Source organism: Agrobacterium tumefaciens str. B6, from assembly GCF_001541315.1.
Lineage (GTDB): Bacteria > Pseudomonadota > Alphaproteobacteria > Rhizobiales > Rhizobiaceae > Agrobacterium > Agrobacterium radiobacter.
This window is the reverse complement of the sequence record NZ_LMVK01000023.1, coordinates 452,351-471,981: the sequence shown is the minus strand read 5'-3', so window position 1 is coordinate 471,981 and position 19,631 is coordinate 452,351. Positions and strand designations below refer to the sequence as shown.

Below are 19,631 nucleotides of genomic sequence, written 5' to 3'. Positions count from 1 at the left end.
TTCTCCATTAGACAAGATTGCCTTTCGGCAAATCCCCTTCGACCGCGATGATGCGCTGAATGTGAACTGGCTCATTTGAGGTGGGCGCGCTGGTGCCGAATGCGGGAAGGATGCGCAGATAAAAATTATACCCGGTCGGGCTCATGTCTGGATCTATGGCGATCCCGTTGGCGATCGCCCACATCCAGCCGCTGTTACCGGAGATGTTGGCGCCTCCAAATTGCAGGGCGGAGCAAATGATCGTCCTGACTGCGCCGCCGCTTTTAGCAACCAGCATGATGTAAGGGAGACGTTGCTTCTCGTTGTTTTTGTAGAGCACGGCGAATGAAATCGTCCTGCCGATCATCGCTGCGGCCTCCGCATTGCGGAAGTAACGCGTGAGCCCGGCGGTCTGGCTGCCATTCGCATAGAGCGCGAGGCTGCTTGCGAAGGACGGGGAGAAGATGATTTCGGTGGTTTTGGTGGCCGAGCCTGGCGAAGTCAGCCCCCAGCCTGTGGGAGCGGAGCCCGACCAGTCAGTAAAGTCACCATTCCCTATGAGATTGGCGGCAGGCAGCTTCGGCCAGCAAGGTGTCTGAAAACCGCTGTCGGACGCCGAAGTGAGGTAGGAATCGAACAGGGTTCGGGCAATGAGCCGCGATCCAGCATCGTTCGGGTGGATATTGTCCCGATAAAGGGCGGCGTCCTTGGCCTTCGCCAGAAATGCCGCATGCGTATCCACCAGCGTAAGGTTCGGATGTGCTCGGGCCAAATCGAGGATTGCCTGATAGACCTTGTCGTAACCCGTCCCATCACGCCACGGGTTCTGCGTGGTGATGAGCTGTGGCGTGCCCGGCCATTGCCATTCGGTCATGCCGAGCGGGCCGAGCAGGGTGGATCGCCCGGAGCTCAAAATGCCGCCAGGCACCTCGAAGGTTTGCATATTATGGCCCTGATGCAGGATGCAAAGATCCGGACGGGGATATTCAGCGCCGCTGCGCGCTGTTCCGCGAGCATGTAACCCGCCATGCCGCCGGGTAGCGTTGCGAGATAGACCGCCAGCCTCGCCCCCTTACTGGCGCGCAGCGTGACCGGTTCCGCATAGGCTTTTGGCCCGGTGGCGGCATTCGTTTCCCATTCCGCCCAGCGGTGTAACACCACCGTCGTATCGTGCAGTTCGCCGAGCATCATCGCAAATTGCTGAAATGGTCCGGCTTCGGCATGGGCGGTGCTGTCGCCGTTCACGAACAGCGTGGCATTCTGACCCGCTGTCAGCCGGGCGCGCAGGACAGAGAACGCCGTCAAGGAAAGACCGATGGCGCCCATGGTCCGGGGGCGGATGCCGAGCGTTACGCCGATCATGCCGCCACCTCTTCCGTTCGTGCCATATATATGCATATGTTGTATCCGAGCGCTGTCATCGTTCGTTCTCCTGGTCTGGCCTCAGGATAATTCCGCCATGAGGCACGGGAAAAAAATGCCGGGAGCGGGATGGCGATCAGCGCATAAAAACAAACGTCATGAATTTTTCTTGCATTTCGTCTGAAGTATAAAAATAGAATAATTGTATTTTACTTTTGCTATTTTTAAATTTTATTACTAATAAAGGTTCTGATGCTGGTATTTTTATCTAGCAATGTGCATTTCTCTGTAATCTCCGACGAAGATATCCCTGTCGCTATCGGGCAGGATGGTTCTTTTCGCAGGGGTGCTGTTCATGCCCGCAATCAAGACCAGACGCATCGTGGGTTCTCTCCTACGGCAGGGGAGACGGCATGACATCCGCTCTTTTTGTCAGCCATACCGGAGAAAAGGGCGGCGCCGAACTTTTTCTGGCTGATCTCGTCAAGGGTGGACCGCATTCCTGGCGCGCTTGTTTTCTCAGTGGTGGTGCGGCCGCAGATGATTTGGTTGACGCCGGGCGGCCTCCGGTCATGCTGTCCGCCGGAGAAAAAATGCTGTCGATCCGCCGCAATGCGTCGTTCGGCGCCCTGTTACGCGGAGCGGCTGATGTGATGGCGGTCGCCCGGCAATTGAGCCGGGAGGCGCGGCATTATGATGTGATCTGCGCCAACTCGCAAAAGGCGCTTTTTGTCTGCGCGCTGGCCGCGAAGCTCAGCCGTCGCCCGCTCGTCTGGATTTTGCACGATATCGTCACCGATCCCGCTTTCAGCACCACCAACCGTCGGGCTTCGCTGGCATTTGCGCGCCTTTTCGCCAGGCTGGTGGCTGTCAACTCCGAGGAGACGGGCCGGGCTTTCATCGAAGCCGGCGGCGAGGCGAATAAGGTTCGCACCGTTTACAACGGCTGCGATCCCGCCAGGGCGAAGGTCTACGAGCCGGGCACGGCCGCGCGGCTGCGAGCGGAACTGGGTTTTGGTCCGCAGCCGCTTGTCGGCCTTTTTGGCCGGCTGAGCGAATGGAAGGGACAGCATGTATTTCTGGAGGCGATTGCGGCGATGGAGGGCGTGCAGGCGGTCATCGTTGGTGGCGCACTTTTTGGGCAGGAGGCCTATGAGGCGCGTATCCGCGAACAGGCGTCCCGTCTCGGTCTCGACGATCGCGTCCGCTTCCTCGGTTTCCGCTCGGATGTGCCGGACCTGATGGCGGCGATGGATGCGGTTGCTCACACCTCAATTGTTGCCGAGCCCTTCGGCCGGGTGGTTGTCGAGGCCATGATGTGCGGGCGTCCGGTTGTCGCCACGCGCGGCGGCGGGGTTACCGAAATCATCCGTGACGGCGAAACGGGCCTTCTCGTGCCGCCGGGAGAGCCATCTGCGCTGGCCGCAGCGCTCGGCCGCGTTCTGTCCGATCCGGCTCTGGCGGAAAGGCTGGCGCAAAAGGGGCGGGAGGATGTGAGCCAACGTTTCTCGCTGGAGGAAACCTGTAGGTCCGTTTCCGCGCTGCTGGAGGAGGCAGCGTGAGCTTCCGTTCGGTGATCGACAGGAACAGGCAATGCCGGCAGGCGGAAGGGCCAGGATGCGCATTCTCGTAAACATGCCGAGCCAATATGGCGGCAAGGCCTCCGGTGTTGCCCGCGTAACTTTCAGCCTGCTGGAGCGGCTGCTGGAGCAGACGGCCGACGATTATGTTCTGCGCTCTCCGTGGACGCGGGCGCAACTGCCAGAAAGCCTGCAGGGCAGCCGATTGCAGCTTATCGAGACTCCGCGGCCGCGCATCATGGTTTTTGACGTGGTGCGTCAGGCCGCCATGCTGCCCGCGCTTTGCCGCCGGCATGGCATCGATGTGCTGTTTAACGCCGATCCTTTCGGAAGTCCCCTCGGCGGCAAACGGCGTCTCACCCTTGTTCACGATCTTTATTTCAGAACCATTCCCGAACAGATCGGCTGGCGGGCGACCCTGACGACCGATTTCATCTTCAAGCTGATGATGGCCGGCTCGGATCAGGTCATCTGCGTATCCGACGCGACACGGAAGGATCTGGCGCGTTTTTATCCTGCCGCTGCCAATAAGAGCCTTACCATTCATTCCGACAGTACGCTAAATGTCGATCCCGAGACTCTTGGTTTGGTACCGCCTGTTGCCGGGCGCTACATATTGGTGGTCGGAAACGCGACGTCCAACAAGAATTTTTCCCTCCTTGGCAAAGCCTTTGCCATACTCGGTAAAAAATGGCCGGATCTGCGTGTCGTGCATGTCGGCCGCGACGAGGCGGAGGAAATCGCCGGCGCGCTGGATGATCCGGAATTGAAAACCCGGCTGATCCGGCTTTCCGGAATAGATGACCGGCAGCTGGCCGAACTTTACCGGCATGCCGCCTGCCTTTGTGTACCCTCTACCTATGAAGGGTTCTGCCTGCCGGTGCTGGAGGCGCAGCAGCTGGGATGCCCGGTCGTCTGCTCCAACCGTTCCGCAACGCCGGAGATCGCCGGCCGTGGCGCCCTGACTTTTGATCCGGCGGACACTCGAAGCCTTGTCGATGCGCTTGAGCGGCTTGTGGGGAATCCGGAACTGGCGGGCAGTCTTCGCCAGGCAGGTTATGAAAACCGTAAATTATATTCATGGCAGAAGGCGGCGGAAAGCTACGCGCAGCTTTTTCAAGCGCGGCGTTGAGGCTCCGGGGGCATAAGCGCCTTATCTCGACAGTGACGGTTCATACGTCTTCGGTTTTACGCACATCCGAATAGAGTTTTTCATAGGCCGCAACGACCCCTTCGGGCGCGACGCCTTGCCGAATTCGCTCCCGGGTTTCAGCGGTTTCCTGGAGCATGGCGGGATTGCGCATGGCCTCCGCCATGCGCGCGGCCAGTTCAGCGGCATTGCCCGGCGTAAACAGGCGTTCTGGCCTGTCCGCACCGATCTGCTCGCCAATGCCCGCAAGATTTGCGCCGATGACGGGTACGCCGCGCAGAATGGCTTCGGTGACGGTACGTCCGAAAGCCTCCGGCCATAAGGGCGGGACGATGAGGCAGTCTATGCCGGCGAAGAAATGATCGGCCTCCACATAGCCCGGAAACGTTACCGGAAGGCCGGCTGTCTTTTGCTGATAGGCCCCGATACCATCAGGCGCGCGGCCCGCCATGACCAGTCGCCAGCCTTGCGGCGGCAGGAGCTGCAGGGCCTCGATCAGCAGGTCCGCTCCCTTCGCCGCTTCGATGCGGCCCAGATAACCGAAGACGAGCGGCTCTCCCGGCGCGCGGGGGAGGCGCGGTTGTGGCGAAGCCGGTGGTGAAATCGCATTCCAGATCACGGTGCGGCGGTTTTTAGGCACGTGGGTGAAAACCCCGGCCCGCACATGACGATCGACGATAGCGTGACCAACGCTGGCAACCGCATCGACCGCGCATTGGCAACGCCGGTGGAGGTAAGAAAAGGCGCGGCATTTTTTGCTGCTGCCATCGCAGATATGTCCGTCATGAAACAGCGAGCCGTTGGTGCACATGCTTGTGAAATCATGCAGCGAATGAACGAGCGGAATGCCGCGTTTGCGGATCATCGGCCAGATCAGCGGCGTCAGTTCCGAGAGAGAATGGGTATTGACCACATCCGGCCGGAAATCATCGATGACATGCGCAAGCCGGCGAACTAGGCGCGGATCCAGTTGCACGGCGATCTTGTAGTATTTTCGCTTCCATTCCGGTTGTTGCCCCCAGTCGCCGATAAAGAACGGCGTGGTGTGCCCGAGGCGGTGAATGGCGAAACCGTCTCGCTGTTCCGTTGCCTGCTCTTTACGGGAGATGGCGGCCACCGCGACCGTGTGTCCTTTATCCGCAAGTCCACGCGCGAGGTCTTCCACGAATATTTCCGCACCTCCCACCCGATCCGGAGCAAATAGCGAGGTTATCTGCAATATCCGCATGCTCAAATTCCTGCGCCCATGGCGTTAAGATCACGACAATTATGTTGCATCCGCGAACCAATGCCAAACTCCTGTCATGGCAGACGAAGCGGAGTTTGTGCCGTCCGGCTTGAATGGATCGGTGCCGGCATTGCAGCTTCGGCCGGAGATTGTCTCTGCCTTTTGCGTCCTTCCCGTTCCATTCCGGGCGGGTTCAGGCAAAGCGTGACGACCGGGGCGAGGAAAACGGCATAGGCCATGGCGAAGCCGGGAATCTGCAGCGAAAAATCAAGCGTCGAATGCAGCAGCACAAGCAGCAGCGCCGCAAGGCCGAGATGAGAGGCATAACGATAATTTCTGCGTTTCCGTACCCCGCGAATAAAGATCACCAGTTGGATGAGCACAAAAAAAGCGAGGTAAAACGGGAAGGCCGCGCCGAGTGTCAGCAGCCCCTCGGCATAGACATTGTGGGCATGGGTGACGACGGCGTCCACCCCGCATCGCGCCGCATGATAGGGCGCATAGATTTCCGTAAAGCTTGCAAGGCCCGATCCCAGCGGCCAATTGTCGGCGATGGCGCGCGCGATGCCCGGCATGTGGCAGAAGCGCATGTCATCTTCCAAACGTGTTTCCATGCGAAGCGCCACCCGGTTGGCGAAAAGTGCAAACAGGGCGATGGCGATCGCGATCAGGAGCGCGGCGCGACGTCTCGTCCCACGCTGCCTGCGCCGGCCGGAGACCCCGTTGCGGCCGGTTCTGGCGGGAGAGTTGAACACAATCAGAAGGATCAGGAAAATCAGCGCTGCGAGGCTTGATCCGATCCCGGCACGCGATCCCGTCAGCATCAATGCGATGAAGCAAAAGCCCGCTAGTACCCCGAGAAAAGCGGCTCTGCGGATGAGCTTTTTCTGCTCAGTCGGCACGGTCAGGCGGTTTGCCACGAGCGCCTTTACTCTCGCCCAATCCGGAGCGAGGAGACTTTTGTGTAATAATACGGCGAGCGTGAGAAGAATGAGACCGAAGAAGGTTGCGGCGGTATTGCGGTTGACAAAGACGCCGGTGAGGCTGCCGAGATAAAAGCGTTTCTGGATGAAGCCGAGAGCTTCGGGAAAAAGCACGAATTGCACGATCGAAAACAGCGCAAGCCAGCCCCCGGCGATTGCAAACCATCGCAGCGTCTTGGCCGCACGCTCGTCGGTATCGAAAATCACAAGGCCGGTCATGAAGACGCCGAAAGGCAGGGCGGCGCTCATGAGGCCGAGTCGGTCATCCGCAGGCGTCAGTGAGATCGTTGCGGCTGGCGCATTCTGCATGAACATGGCGGCGGTGGACCAGGCCGGGTTGGCGCGCGCGATGCCGGGCAGGGGGGATGCCTGCAGCAGCATCTGCACGATAAGCGCTCCCAACAAAAGGCAGGCCGCCGCAAGTACCTTGCCTGCACCGGCCTTGGGAGGTCCGAACAGGAGGATCGATGGCACCAGCAGGAGATAGATGGCGGCCGTGACAACGATGCGGCTTTCGATTTCCGTTGCGCCCCGATTGAGAAGCGCCAGCAGAAAGATCGCCCAGAACGCGACGATTGCGACCGGCCGGACACGGTCCCGAACTGCCGCCGATGGAGGCTGCGGGGAGGAGAGCGGTTCTGATCGGGCTTCGGTAAGCGACATGTCTTTGGGCTTTGTCGGAATTGTTTGTGGTGGTTATGCCCGAACGACGGACGGGGTTTGTTCTCTTGCTGTTTCAGATCATGGCAGCGTCAGGCGTGTCGCGCCTTCCGATGGCGGCTTTGGGCAGACTTCCGCCAGGGTCCATCGCAGGATTTCTCCTTGCCTGCCGCAGACGATGGCCGTGTCCGCCTCGCGGGCCGCTTCGGCCTCGGGCAAAGTGTTTTTCGGAAATTGTTGCCACATCACGAAACGCCCACGGATCAGATTGGCATCGGCGGGCCCGTAGAGCTGGGAGAAATTCATCAGCACGGCGACTTCCATGGGCGAGGCGTTGCGCAGCGAACGAACCATGGCAAGACGCAGCCAGACATCGCCATTTGCGGGAAAACAGGAGAGCGAATGGCGAATAAAGGTCTCGGCAAAACCGAGGCGCGCCGCGCCGGAATCGGATGCCGGATCGGCGCCATTTGCATCGAGATCGGCCAGAACGAGCCTTAGCCCGGCTTTGACGATATCCGAACGGCAGATTTTTTCGGTGATGACGGGGTGAAGTTCAGCGACGGTTTTTGCAAGCAGTTCAGGTGCAAGACCGTTATTTTCATCGGCGATCCTTGCCAATGCGACGATATCGGAAAAACGCCGGCTTTGGGAAAATGCCTGCGCCGCGACGGACAGGACAAAGACGGAAATGACGAGGACCGGTACGACCGCGAGGATTTTCCGCAGGCGCATCACGCCGCCACGCCTAGTCATGGTAATATCGTGTATAGCGCGAATGATAATATTCGCTTGAACCATAGGCGCGATAAAGCTTCAGCTTTTCGGTGTCCACCTTGTTGAGGATGACGCCGAGGCACTTCTTGCGGATATGGACCTCATTTTCCACCGTGTTCCGCACCGCCCTGCGAGCGGTCTTGCCCCATTCCGTGACGAAGATGAAACCATCGATCCGTCCCGCCATGGCGCGCGCATCGACCACCGGCCCGAGCGGCGGCAGGTCGACGATGATGTAGTCGAAAGCGTTGCTCGCTTCAGCCAGCAGCTTGTGCATTTGCGCCGAGGTCAGCAATTCGGAGGAATGAGGGACACGCTGCTTGACCACCGTGGGCAGGAAAGCGAGCTTTGTCTTTTCGTCACGAAGCACCACATCCTGCACGCTGCGGCCTTCCAGCAATACTTCGAGCAGACCCTCGCTGGCGTGACGCGCCATGGCGCGCGTGGCGCCGGGATTGCGGATATCGGCATCCAGCAGCAGGACCCGAGCGCCCTGCCCGGCGAGCAGCTGCGCCAGATTGATGGAGATCGTGGATTTGCCTTCGCTCGGCAAGGCCGAGACAACACCGACAATCCGCGCCCCGCTTTTGGCGGGAATGCCAAGATCGATGGCGAGCCTGGTGCTGCGCAGGGTTTCGGCGAAGGAGGAGAGCGGGTGGTCAACCGCGTAACGCGCAACGCTGGTGGGAAGCGTCAGCCCGGGATGGCCGCTTTCCGGAGCCTCTGTCGCCGGCTTGTTCGGGATCAGCGGGGTATTGCCGAGGAATTCCAGTCCGAGGACATTGCGAACCTGTTCGCCGGTACGGAAAAACCGATCGCGGAATTCGCGGAACATGGCGATACCGCCGCCGGCTGCCGCGCCCATGATCATGAACAGCGCCAGGATGATGGGCTTATTCGGTTTGCTCGGAATCCTGGGCGGCATCGCCTTGGAAATCACGCGCGCTTCCGTCACGGGGAAGGACTGCTGCTGCATCGCTTCCTGATAACGCTGCAGGAACGTCTGGTACATGTTCTTGTAGGTTTCGGCTTCGCGCTGCAATTCGCGCAGCTGAACCTGTGTTTCGCTGGCCGAGTTGCTGATGTCGGTTGCTTTGGCGACGCTCTCGGCAAGCGATTTTTCCTTCGCTTCCGAAACCTCCAGATCACTTTTGTAACTCTGCGCGATGCGGCTGATTTCCTGGAACATCAACCGCCGATATTCCTGCATTTCATTGCGCAAACGCACGGCCTGAATATGGTTGCTGCCGAGGCGTCTCGTGATTTCCGCCTCGATCTTCGAGGACTCAAGGTATTTCTTGCGCAAATCGTTTGCGACGGAGCTGTCGAGAATATCGGTGACGACCCCGTCGACATCGTCGGTGGCGAGAATGTGCTCGATGCGCTGCACGCGTGCCCGCGCCTTTGCCGTCTCCGACTGCGCCAGAATAAGGGCGCTATTGGATTCGGCCAGCTGCTGATCGGAAAGCAGGCTGTTATTGCCGGTCGAGATCAGATTATGTTCGGCCCGGAATTTCTGCACGGCAAGATCGGTATCAAGCGCGCGCTGGCGCAGTTCCGCAATACGGTCGGACAGCCAGTCGCTGGCCCGCCGCGTCGCCTCGTATTTGGAGTTCAGCTTGTCCAGCAGGTAGGCCGAGGCCACGGCATTGACGATCTGCGCGGCGAGAACCGGCGATGTCGAATTATAGGTGAGTTCCAGCGCGTAGGTTCGGCCGATGCGCTTGACGCTGAGGCCGTTAAGCAGCTGGTCCGACAGCGATCTCTTCAGGGTTCCATCGTCAACAACAGACTCTTTTTTTGCCGGCGAGAACCATTGCGAAACGTTGACGAGCGAACGGATAGTGCCAAATATCGAGCTCAGAAGCGACGCACGCGTTGCCCTGAATTCCTGATTTTCCGTGAGTTTGAGACTATCGACAACGGCAAGCCCGATGGTTTCCGATTGCAGGACCTCGACCTGGCTCAGAATGGAGGCCTCATCCTCTATGACGCCGCCGATCGTCGAAAGCTGTTCGACAATCTGGCTATTGTTGCGGTCGATCAGCAGGGTCGCCGTAGCCGAATAGATCGGCACGGCCGTCGCGGCAAAGGCGAGGCCGATTGCCCCGGCAACCGCGATCGCGGCAAGGACGATGCGCCATTGCCGGCGGATTATCGCAAGAGCGGCATCGATGTCGATAAACTCGGCCGTCAGCCCGCTTTTATCGTAATCGGCCATCGTCAGGGGATCGTGCCTTTGCAACAACTGTCAGCCTCGCTCTTTTCGGCAGGCGCAAGGCCCGCCAAGTCACGGTTGCATCACAGAACTGGCGGCAGCCTTCCCGGTGGGAAAGGCGACAAAGCCAAATTTAAACGGGGCTCGTGCTCGTCGGCGTGCTGGTGCTGCCGGTTGACAGCGATCTGCCACGGCCAGCCGGCGGGCTCCCGCCACCTGCCTGTGCGGTGCCGCCTGCGGCACCTGCGGTTCCCGAGCCGCCGATGCTGTTGGCGCTGGCCGGCGAGGATCCCGCGCCGCCGATCGGCGATGCAGCCGCCGCGGCAGCCGCAGGAGCGGCCGGGCCGGCAGCCGTTCCCTCGATATTCTCGCTAAAGGCAATGAGAAGATCGGCGGGCACGTTGGCGCCTTTTGTCTGCAACTGGATGGCGGCCGCAAGTATCGTATTGCCATTGCGCATTGCGGTGGCGTGGGCAAGTGCCAGGCCTTCGCCGACAACTTCGGAAAAGTCTTTGTTGCCGACCTTCTGGGCCAGTGCGACGATGGTTGGCAATTGGCCGGAATCACTCAGGATCAGGGCGGAAAGCTGTTCGGAAAACTGTGCCGCGCTGGTGGAAACCGCGATGATCGGAAAGCCGCTCGTCACTTTTCCGGTCACGTCGGCCGTTGCCGCATCCGTGCTGGAAGCAATGGTGGCCAGATCCTTGATCATTCCCTGCGTCGGAGACTGCTTGAACAGTTCAGCCGCGGTAATGGAAACCGTGTCCGGATTGGTGGTGTTGACGCGGGCAAGAAATGCAGCGGTGGCTTCATCGGCGGCTTTGACGGGCGCACCCGTTGCGGCGCTTTCGACCGAAGGGGTCTGCTGCGGGGCGGCCGGTGGCACGGAATCCACGTTTTGTGCGTTGGCGACAGTGGAAAAGAGACCCATGCTGGCAACAAACATCGCACCAACGAGCATCGAGCCGTTACGAATGCGGGGCATCCAACTCTCCAAATCTTTTAAAATACGACTTTAAATACATCCAACGTTGGGGATGGTTACCCAACATCTAAAATTTCTTTTTAAATCGCACAGCCCAAGCAAAGGATCAAGCGCTAAAATAAACCCGCAGCGGAAACCCTCAGCTATTGTTAACGGTCGCCGCCCTTGCCTTCTCTGGTTCATTCAGGACACGGCGACTTTCCGTGGCGATGTTATCAGCCGGTCACGCAGCCAGATATTGGCCGGTGTTTCGACAAGGACGTGGAAGGCGTGGGCGATGGCGACGGTGCTGACGACGATGACGAGATAAACGACGTTGCTCCACTCCGGCGGGTAAGTGACGCCGCCGAGCGCGATCTTGAAGCCCCGGAAAATAAAAGGGTGCAGCAGATAAAGCGCGTAGGATGAATCGCCGAGTTTTGCCAGCGGCTGCGCGAAACGGGGCAGGGAGATGTTTCTGGTCAGGGTCGCCGCTGCCATCAGCAGAATTGCGCCGCCGCCGAAAACGAGCAGCCGCGAAAACGAGTAACAGCCCGGATCGCACTGGAACCCAATCCTGCTCAGATCGGTCAGCATCCAGATCGCCAGGCCGCACAGCGCCGTTGCGAGCCCGAGCAGGGGCGGCAGGCGGACGCCTCGCAGGAAGAGGACCGCAATGAACATGCCTGCGACGAATTCGAGAATGATCGGCTGAAACCAGAAGCTGAACGGCAGGCCGAGATCGAAGGTGAAGCCGACCATGACGGCGGTAAACAGCACGGCGGCTGTCGTGAATACCGCGCGCTCCAGCGGCAGGAAGATGAACACCGCAAAAACGATGTAAAAGAACATTTCGTAATTCAGCGTCCAGCCGAGATCGATCAGCGGAAACGGATAGGCGTCGCCGTAACCCATGCTGTCATAGGGAATAAACAGATAGGAAGTGAGGATCGACTGTAACGGCGGAAAGGCCTTGGCGCTGATAAGGGTCACGCTGGCGGCCATGGCAAGCCGCAGGGTCAGCACAAACCAGTAAAGCGGGACGATGCGCAGGAACCGGCGCAGCAGAAAGGCGGAACGGCCGCCTGGCGCTGCAAAATAGGGCCGCGACGCATAAACGATGACAAAGCCGGAAATGACGAAAAACAGGTCCACACCGCCGCCCAGCCTCAGCAGATGCAGCGGGAAAAGCGTGAATTGCCAGTTCACATCAGCGTGCAACGCAACGATCATGGTTGCCGCGACGGCGCGCATTACCTGAAGAACATCGAGACGCTGCGCCCCGGCAGCGGGCGCTTCTTTAAAGTTTTTCATCATCGTCAATCTATAAAAATAAAGATATATTTAGTAATATATTGCGCCCGCGGTTGCGGGGTAGAAGTCCATTATTCAAGCAGGCTAGCATGCAACAGCACGACGCGATACACACAATTTTGCGATGCGGCATTTCCTCCGCACCGCTCAGAAAACTTCCAGAACGGTAAGCTGGTCGCTGACCGAAAGCCGGTATTGCCCGCTTTCCTGCGTTATTGTCTGCTGGCTCACGGAGCCGTCATCGCGGAAACGGTGTGCGACAACGTGACTGTGCTGGCCGGCCACCGAAAATGTCGCAACCCGTTCGGCGGGCGGGTTTTCGATCCGCGCAGGCCATTGCCAGCCGGAAATTCCAAGCCAGACCGGCACGAGCAAAGCACCGTCCGGCCTTGCGAGATGCAGGGACAATCTTTGGGGATCGGCCGTGAGGAAATCGATCTGCCGTTCCTCCTGCCCGGTTTGCCGTTCTGCCTTGCAGAGGGAAAGAAGGGCGCGAACGGCCTCGTAAGCGGGGGTGCGGCTCAGATCATGGCGCAGGAGACCGAAGGAGGATTCCGGGTTTGTCTCATCCGCAGCAAAGCTTGAAACCATTTCATAGATATAGGACCGGCGGATACCGCTGATGAAGCACCAGAGCAGCATACGCGGCATATAGCGTGCCTTGATGCCTTCGGTGACGGGGAAATGAAAGGTCTCGGTTTGCAGCGAGGTATGGTAGCCCATCTCCGTGGCGAGCACCGGCCGGCCCGCTGCTATATGCGCCGAAGCGGCAACGGATTTTGAGAGCGCCCCCGGACCGGTCGTTTCGGGGTGCTCCATGCCCGCGTAAGGGTGGATATTGCCGTAGTCGCAGACATCCTTCAGGTCCAATGCCAGCGCCCTGTTCTCAAGGACATAGCTTGGCGCCGCAACGCGCACCGCGCTCAGTCGCGGAATCGAGCGGACGGCGGCGTGCAGGGCGGCCTGATGCTCCGCCGAAATGCGCGGGGCGTTTTGCGGATCCTTCGTCAGGTTCGGTTCATTGCTGCCCTCGAAAATATCGATACCCGCGTCGGACCAGTCGTAGAAATCCGCAAGCCTGTCGAGCGGCGTGGAGACATAAGGGTTGAGATTGTCGTAACATATGATGGTGAGGCGAAGGCCCGCCGCCACGATCCGGCGCAGCCGCTGAAAGACGGGGCTGTTTCTGGCGGCGATGAGCCCGTCATCACGCAGATGCCGGACGCCCAGTGCTTCGATCTCGGGCATGATCCGGTCGAACTGTTCCGGATAGACGCCTGTGGTGCGGGTGAAGTGGCCACACACCCCTATGCTGTCCAGAAAGGCTTCGGTATTGGCGGAAGCAGCCGGCTGCGCCCGTGCGGGAATGGCCTGCAAACCGGAGGCGGCGACCAATGCAAGGGGTGCGGCTGAAAGCAGGTTGCGCCGCGTCAGGCCACCCATGGCGATCGGCTGTTTTCCATTCATCTGCGCCTCCTGGTACGTCCGGAGAGAGTATAAGCAAGCGCCATCACATGGATGTCGCCGTTTAAATGACGATCACGGCTGTCCGCATCTCGAGATCAGAATGTCCTGGAAGTTTTTGGCATTTACGGTCGCTCAAAAATCCATGTCTCTGAAATAAAACAGATATTATCAAATGTAGTATTGTCATCAGCCGCAACGGAGCCGATTGCTCCCGCTTGCCTGCACTTTAAAGTGGCTAAACCGTAACATGAGAGCGGTTCTTTTCACAACACCGCATGGCTTTTACCGCGCCGCGAAAAAAATCACTTGAAATGCCGCCAATTCCCGTGCTTTTTGAAAAGTAGATTTTCGTAATTCATATTTTCAAACATTAGTTCCGCTCCGGCTCTTTGTATTTTGCAGATGTCTCACTGGTCTCCGGGAATTTACGGAGACGACTGAGCCCGGGATGGACGCCATAGATTTTCGATGAAGGAAAATAGAGCGTATCCGCATGAGAATTCTCCATCTTAGCAGCCTTTATCCGCCGCATATCGTTGGTGGATGCGAACGCTCGGTCGAACATCTCGCCGAGGAACTCGTCTCCATGGGACATACGGTCGGCGCTGCCTGCATAGAGCGGCAGGCCGAACCGAAAACGGTGCGCAACGGCGTCTCCGTTTACCGCATGTTCCACAACAACGATTTCTGGCTTGAGGATTGGCCGCAATATTCCCCGCAGCAGCGGCGCATGCAGAAGCTCAAGCAGCAATGGAATTTCGACGTCGAAAAGCAGTTCGAGGCCGTTCTCGACGATTTCAAACCTGACGTTCTCAACACTCATTCGCTGCTGGATGTGACGACGCTGGTGTGGCGGGCGGCGCATAAGCGCGGCATTCCGATCGTTCACACGATCTGCGAATATGATCTCCTGTGCGGCAATGCCGCCATGTTCAAGGGCGGAAAGCCCTGCGAGCACCTCCATCTCGGCTGTCAGGTGGTGAATTTCACCAAGAAATTCACGCAGCGTTATATCGGCGCTGTCGCAAGCGTCGGCACCGAAATCCTCAAGACGCACGTCAATCACGGGCTATTCCACCACATTCCGGAAAGCCTGCGCCGCGTCATCTTTTATTCCTGCACGGTTCCCGAGGGCGATCCCGTCGCCCGCCGGCAGATTGACCGTAGCGGCAGACCGCTGACCTTCGGTTACATCGGCCGCATCAACACGGAAAAAGGCGTCGGCAACATGGTCGATGCCTTCAAGGAAATCGGTCACGGCAACTGGCGCTGTCTGGTCGCCGGTCATGCGATGGATGATTCCATCGAGCGTTTCACGGCCCAGGCCGGCGATCTGCCGATCGAGTTCGTCGGCTGGGCAAGGCCGAAGGAGTTTTTCGAAGAGATCGATGTGCTCATCGTTCCCTCCTTCTGGGCCGAGCCTTCACCGCGCACGATCTACGAGGCTTATGCCATGGGTGTGCCTGTCATCGGCGCAGCCTCCGGCGGCATTCCGGAGCTGATTGGCGAGACCAACCACGACTGGCTGTTCGAACCGGGCAGCGCCAAGGATCTTGCCGCCCGTATTCGTCGCGTGCTGACGCTTTCGCGCGAAGAATTGCCGACGGAGGCCGATTTCGGAAACATCGTCGAGGAATCCACCTCGCGCCGGGTCGGCGAAAACTATGTGAAACTTTATGAGGACGTCCTGACGAGCCACCGGCAAAGCCGAACCCTGCGTGCATCTTAGACCGGCAACGGACCCCGTCCGTTGCAGCGGTTTTCTTCGAAGGAGAGAGCATATGGTGGGAAGCAATAACGGCAGCCTCCGCCTTCCTGGCATGGGCGTCGACTGTTTTGCGGTCGCTGCGCCCGGTGCGTTGATGCGGCCGGTTTTGCAGGTGGTGGATTGATGTCCGAGGCAACGTCAATAGGCAATGCGGCCCTGAAAGGCGTGTTCTGGTCCATCGTCCAGAACTGGGGCGGCAAGCTTTTTACCTCCATTCTCTTCATCGTCCTCGCCCGTTTCCTCAGCCCTACCGATTATGGCATGGTCGCCACCGCCGGGCTGGTGCTGATGCTGATCCAGATGCTGTCGGAATTCGGATTCGCGGATGCGATCGTGCAGAAACGCAATCTGGAGCCCAGCGACGTCAATCTGCCGTTTTATGCCTCGGTTGCGGTGGCGACATTGCTGGCCATTGCCGTCTGCGTGTTCTCTCCGGAACTGGAGCGCTGGTTCGAGGTCGAAGGGCTGGCGCCGGTCATCGTGGCGATCTGCATATTGCTGCCGCTGAACACGGCATCGATGTTTCAGGAGGTGAATTATCGCCGCGCGCTGGCTTTCAAGCCGCTGGCGATCAGAACCTTCATATCGAACATCATCGGTGGCGGCGTGGCGATTGTTTTCGCAATCATCGGCCTCGGTGTCTGGAGCCTCGTCGTTCAGACCTATGTCGCCACCATCGTCACGCTGATCTGGCTCTGGCGAAAGCCGCACTGGCTGCCGGGCGCCACCCTCAACCCCGGCACTTTCGTTGAACTGCTTCGCTTCGGTTCGTCGGCGCTCGGCCTTCGTATTGTCGATTTCGCGGCCACGCGCCTGATCGATTTCATAATTCTCGGACATTACGGGGTCGCGCTCTTCGGCCTCTACACCGTCGGCAGCAGGCTCTATCAACTTCTGATGCAATTGCTTCAGGCGGCGCTTTATGACGTTTCACTGTCGGTGCTTTCACGCATATCGCACGAGCGGGAACGAATGGCGGCGCTCTACAAGCAGTCGATCACCATGTCGGCGATCTTCTCGACACCGGTCTTCGTGCTCGCCGCGGCATTGGCGCCGGAAATCTGCAACGTGCTATTTGGTGTGCGATGGCAGGGTGCCGACGGGGTGGCGCAACCGCTGCTTCTGCTTGGCGCGCTGCAATGTGTTCAGTTTCAAAACGCGCCTTTCCTTTCAGCGCGCGGCAAACCGAACAAGGTGCTGATTGCCGGAAGCATCAAGGCGGTTTCGACGATCCTGCTGATCCTGCTGGTTCCGACCGATAGCATCAGGGAAATCGTCATTGTTTATGCCGTCGGGCAGCTGACCTCTACGCCCTTCACATTTTTCTTCATCGCCCGCGAGCTTGGCATCGGGCTGTGGCGAATATTCCTCCTGCTTCTGCCGAGCTTCGCCTCCAGCGGTTTCTGCTTCCTGCTCGTTCAATGGATGCGTCCCGAGGTCAAGCTGCTGGGCGCCGGCGATTTCATATCCGGCATCCTGCTCGGCTCCATTTTCGGCGTGGCCTATCTTCTGCTTCTGGTGCTGACCGCGCGGAACGAGGCCCGGTCCGCCATCGCGCTCGTCATGGGCAAAATCATTTCCCGAAAGGAAAGCAAATGCGCAAGCTGATAAAAAAAATACTGCCAGCACCGCTGCGCCAGAGAGCGGTGAAATATATCGAGCGGCGAAGAAGGGATATCGCGTTTCGGCAACTCTTTGACGATCTGCAGGCGTTGAAGGCGGGCATGAAACCCGCCGCTGCCGGCGACCGGTTAAGCCGGCTTTTGATCGTGGCCGGCGACCCCATCACGCTTTTTGGCTCGTTGGGCGATGATGCGATGATCACCGCGACGCTGCAACACGCGCGTGCGAGTAATCCCGATGTCGAGATAGACATCCTTGTCGATGGGATGGACTACGCCGATTCCGCTTACCAGAGGGGTTTTGTCCCCGTCGATATCTTTGGCAAGCCCGATTTCATAAAGGCCCTGGCGCAGCAGTTTGCGACAAGACAATACGATAGTGTCGTCGTTGTCGGTGCCGATGTCATGGATGGATACTACCACCCCCTGGTCAGCGCAAAACTTCTTGCGAGTGCGGATCTCGCCGCCGCTGCCGGAATAAAGAACGTCATCCTCGGCTTCAGCTTCAATGAAACGCCGCATGCCCCCTTGGCAATGTTCTATCGTTCCCTTCATCCGGAATGCGCGCTCAAGGTGCGCGACGTTATCTCGCTTGAGCGCCTACAGACCTTTGCGAAGACAAATGCGGCGCTCGTTTCCGATTCCGCGTTCAGTCTCGTTCCTTCTGAGCCTGACGAGGGCACGCGTTCATGGATCGCGCGAAAGCGGGCCGAGGGATACCGGGTCATGGGTTTCAACCTGCATCCCATGCTGTTCAAAAACGCCGACCACGCGCAGACCGAGGCGGTCATCAGGCATGCGGCGGAAGCGTTGCAATTTGCCGTCGATGCCAGGCCGGTGTGCTGGCTGCTCATCCCGCATGACTATCGCGACAATGTGGGCGATCAGGCCTATCTCAAGGCTATCGCCGAGCGTGTGCCTGCGTCCAGAACCGACAGGGTCCGTTATCTCGACGGAAAATGGTCAGCGCCCGTCTTGAAAGGCGTCGCCGGCCAGCTTGACGGCCTCGTCAGCGGCCGCATGCATCTCGCCATTGCCGCGCTGGGCAAAGGCGTTCCAGCGATATGCATCGCCTATCAGGGAAAGTTCGAAGGGCTCTATCAGCATTTCGGTCTCTCCGCTGCCGATCTGCTTTCTCCGTCTTCCTTCCTTACGCAGGATGGAATCAAAAGCGCACTGATCGAATTTATCGACCAATCTGACGAAATCCGTGAAAACGTCGGGAAAAGGCTGCCGGAAATTCTGGCGATGTCCAAGAGGAATTTTCAGTTGTTCGAGACTTTCCCGGCGCGTGCCTCCGTCCTTTCATGAAAGTCGCTTTCGTCTCGGCATTTCCGGTCGTTCCCGCCAATGAAGGTGCGCGAAGCAGAATTCTGCAGCTGACGCGCGCCGTGCGCGGCCTAGGGCACGAGGTGCATTTCATCCATGTCGATGGCACGATTGCCACCGATTTCGATCTGGCGGGGCATGAGGCTGAATTCGGACCGGATCACCTGCACCTTGTTTCCCGGCAGGGGGGTAGCCTTAGGAACCGGCTTCCCGGCGATTTTGGTTTCGAGGTTGGCTTGACGTCGTTTCGGGCCCTTCGCAAGCTCCATCGGATGCTTGGTCGCGAGCGTGGTTTTTATAACCAGCTGGATGAATTCTATTATCCGGAAATGGGTCGGCAGCTTCGCGATATTCAACGCCGGCTGGGGATCGATGCCGTCATTGTGGAATATGCGTTTCACTCAAGGGCGTTTCTGGGTTTGCCGAAGGGCGTGCTGCGTATTCTCGACACCCATGATTCCTTTGCCGACCGGCACAAGGCGTTCATCCATACCGCCAACAAATATGGATACTGGTTTTCGGTGCCGCCGGCGGTGGAATGCCGGGCATTGCGCCGTGCGGATGTGGTTGTCGCCATTCAGGAGGAAGAGGAGCACGCGTTCCGGCAGCGGCTGGGGGAAGAGCCGCCGGCTCTCGCAACCGTCAGCCATATTCTCGATCTCAATGGAAAAGTGGAAGACTTCACGCCGAGCGACTTCTTGTTTCTCGGTTCCGGTAATGACGCCAACATCATTTCCCTGAAGGGGTTTCTCCGGAACATCATGCCGCTGGTAAGGGCTGCCCGGCCGGATATACGTCTGGTGCTGGCGGGCGGTATATGTGGCAAGATTGAAGATGAAGAGGGCATTCTCAAGCTCGGCCGCGTGGATGATGTGAAGGACGCCTTCACGCGCGCGCCGCTTTCCATCAATCCCATCACGCTTGGAACAGGCATCAATATAAAATTGCTCGATGCCCTGGCTGCCGGTGTTCCCACAATCAGCACCCGCACGGGCGCAAGGGGGCTTTCGGACCGATACCGGCGCGGCGTGGTCATTGTGGACGATAATGACCACAGGGGTTTCGCCGACGCGATCCTGCAGCTCGCCTCGAGCCACGATCAGCGGCAGGAACTGGGAAACAGGGCGTTTGAGGACGCCATTGAATGGAATCGCCAGCAAATGACGACCCTTGATAATATTCTGAGCGGCAGACGAATTGGTTGAAACCGCTAGTCTTGAGGTCGCGGCA

Annotated in this window: 13 protein-coding genes and 1 pseudogene; 6 read left to right on the top strand and 8 right to left on the bottom strand. The window is 58.9% G+C overall.

What is annotated here, in order from left to right:
• Positions 1–7 precede the first annotated feature (7 nt).
• Positions 8–1,341: pseudogene (locus tag ASB65_RS18230) on the bottom strand (SGNH/GDSL hydrolase family protein).
• A gap of 413 nt (positions 1,342–1,754) precedes the next feature.
• Between ASB65_RS18230 and ASB65_RS18225 the strand changes: the two are divergent.
• Positions 1,755–2,903 (top strand): glycosyltransferase family 4 protein, encoded by a 1,149-nt coding sequence (locus ASB65_RS18225; RefSeq protein ID WP_060724927.1) that lies wholly within the window; start codon positions 1,755–1,757, stop codon positions 2,901–2,903.
• 55 nt (positions 2,904–2,958) lie between these two features.
• On the top strand, positions 2,959–4,053 hold the full coding sequence (locus ASB65_RS18220; RefSeq protein ID WP_060724926.1) for a glycosyltransferase family 4 protein: 1,095 nt from the start codon (positions 2,959–2,961) through the stop codon (positions 4,051–4,053).
• A gap of 40 nt (positions 4,054–4,093) precedes the next feature.
• On the opposite strand, the gene ASB65_RS18215 is transcribed toward ASB65_RS18220, so the two are convergent.
• The 7 genes from ASB65_RS18215 to ASB65_RS18185 all read right to left on the bottom strand — a co-directional run bounded on the left by ASB65_RS18215 (position 4,094) and on the right by ASB65_RS18185 (position 13,682).
• Positions 4,094–5,299, bottom strand: a complete 1,206-nt coding sequence (locus tag ASB65_RS18215) for a glycosyltransferase family 4 protein (protein WP_060724925.1) — start codon at positions 5,297–5,299, stop codon at positions 4,094–4,096.
• Positions 5,300–5,373: 74 nt separating this feature from the next.
• Positions 5,374–6,945 carry an O-antigen ligase family protein gene (locus ASB65_RS18210; RefSeq protein ID WP_060724924.1) on the bottom strand — a complete coding sequence of 524 codons (1,572 nt, stop codon included), beginning with the start codon at positions 6,943–6,945 and terminating at the stop codon, positions 5,374–5,376.
• A 78-nt stretch (positions 6,946–7,023) separates the two neighbouring features.
• A complete protein-coding gene (locus ASB65_RS18205) occupies positions 7,024–7,677 on the bottom strand; it encodes a hypothetical protein (protein ID WP_020811394.1) in 654 nt (217 codons plus the stop codon).
• Positions 7,678–7,690: 13 nt separating this feature from the next.
• Positions 7,691–9,940 carry a polysaccharide biosynthesis tyrosine autokinase gene (locus ASB65_RS18200; protein WP_060724923.1) on the bottom strand — a complete coding sequence of 750 codons (2,250 nt, stop codon included), beginning with the start codon at positions 9,938–9,940 and terminating at the stop codon, positions 7,691–7,693.
• A 130-nt stretch (positions 9,941–10,070) separates the two neighbouring features.
• Positions 10,071–10,922, bottom strand: a complete 852-nt coding sequence (locus ASB65_RS18195) for a hypothetical protein (RefSeq protein ID WP_060724922.1) — start codon at positions 10,920–10,922, stop codon at positions 10,071–10,073.
• Between the two features lie 183 nt (positions 10,923–11,105).
• On the bottom strand, positions 11,106–12,218 hold the full coding sequence (locus tag ASB65_RS18190) for an acyltransferase family protein (protein WP_060724991.1): 1,113 nt from the start codon (positions 12,216–12,218) through the stop codon (positions 11,106–11,108).
• A gap of 144 nt (positions 12,219–12,362) precedes the next feature.
• A complete protein-coding gene (locus ASB65_RS18185) occupies positions 12,363–13,682 on the bottom strand; it encodes a hypothetical protein (protein WP_003507093.1) in 1,320 nt (439 codons plus the stop codon).
• Between the two features lie 493 nt (positions 13,683–14,175).
• Here ASB65_RS18185 and ASB65_RS18180 point away from each other — a divergent pair, with 493 nt between their 5' ends.
• The 4 genes from ASB65_RS18180 (at position 14,176) to ASB65_RS18165 (ending at position 19,606) form a co-directional block, all read left to right on the top strand.
• Positions 14,176–15,411, top strand: coding sequence for a glycosyltransferase family 4 protein (locus tag ASB65_RS18180; protein ID WP_060724921.1), 1,236 nt, complete (start codon positions 14,176–14,178; stop codon positions 15,409–15,411).
• Between the two features lie 162 nt (positions 15,412–15,573).
• Positions 15,574–17,058: a lipopolysaccharide biosynthesis protein gene (locus tag ASB65_RS18175; RefSeq protein ID WP_060724920.1), complete on the top strand. Its 1,485-nt coding sequence runs from the start codon at positions 15,574–15,576 to the stop codon at positions 17,056–17,058.
• A complete protein-coding gene (locus ASB65_RS18170; RefSeq protein WP_060724919.1) occupies positions 17,046–18,383 on the top strand; it encodes a polysaccharide pyruvyl transferase family protein in 1,338 nt (445 codons plus the stop codon). The genes ASB65_RS18175 and ASB65_RS18170 overlap by 13 nt, the downstream gene beginning before the upstream one ends.
• Complete coding sequence (locus ASB65_RS18165) at positions 18,380–19,606, top strand: glycosyltransferase family 4 protein (protein WP_060724918.1); 1,227 nt, start codon at positions 18,380–18,382, stop codon at positions 19,604–19,606. Before ASB65_RS18170 ends, ASB65_RS18165 begins: the two co-directional genes overlap by 4 nt.
• The last annotated feature ends 25 nt before the right edge of the window (positions 19,607–19,631 follow it).

Coding starts and splice junctions, on each gene's coding strand:
- ASB65_RS18225 (WP_060724927.1), top strand. CDS start 1,755: ATGACATCCGCTCTTTTTGTCAGCCATACCGGAGAAAAGGGCGGCGCC.
- ASB65_RS18220 (WP_060724926.1), top strand. CDS start 2,959: ATGCGCATTCTCGTAAACATGCCGAGCCAATATGGCGGCAAGGCCTCC.
- ASB65_RS18215 (WP_060724925.1), bottom strand. CDS start 5,299: ATGCGGATATTGCAGATAACCTCGCTATTTGCTCCGGATCGGGTGGGA.
- ASB65_RS18210 (WP_060724924.1), bottom strand. CDS start 6,945: ATGTCGCTTACCGAAGCCCGATCAGAACCGCTCTCCTCCCCGCAGCCT.
- ASB65_RS18205 (WP_020811394.1), bottom strand. CDS start 7,677: ATGCGCCTGCGGAAAATCCTCGCGGTCGTACCGGTCCTCGTCATTTCC.
- ASB65_RS18200 (WP_060724923.1), bottom strand. CDS start 9,940: ATGGCCGATTACGATAAAAGCGGGCTGACGGCCGAGTTTATCGACATC.
- ASB65_RS18195 (WP_060724922.1), bottom strand. CDS start 10,922: ATGCCCCGCATTCGTAACGGCTCGATGCTCGTTGGTGCGATGTTTGTT.
- ASB65_RS18190 (WP_060724991.1), bottom strand. CDS start 12,218: ATGATGAAAAACTTTAAAGAAGCGCCCGCTGCCGGGGCGCAGCGTCTC.
- ASB65_RS18185 (WP_003507093.1), bottom strand. CDS start 13,682: ATGAATGGAAAACAGCCGATCGCCATGGGTGGCCTGACGCGGCGCAAC.
- ASB65_RS18180 (WP_060724921.1), top strand. CDS start 14,176: ATGAGAATTCTCCATCTTAGCAGCCTTTATCCGCCGCATATCGTTGGT.
- ASB65_RS18175 (WP_060724920.1), top strand. CDS start 15,574: ATGTCCGAGGCAACGTCAATAGGCAATGCGGCCCTGAAAGGCGTGTTC.
- ASB65_RS18170 (WP_060724919.1), top strand. CDS start 17,046: ATGCGCAAGCTGATAAAAAAAATACTGCCAGCACCGCTGCGCCAGAGA.
- ASB65_RS18165 (WP_060724918.1), top strand. CDS start 18,380: ATGAAAGTCGCTTTCGTCTCGGCATTTCCGGTCGTTCCCGCCAATGAA.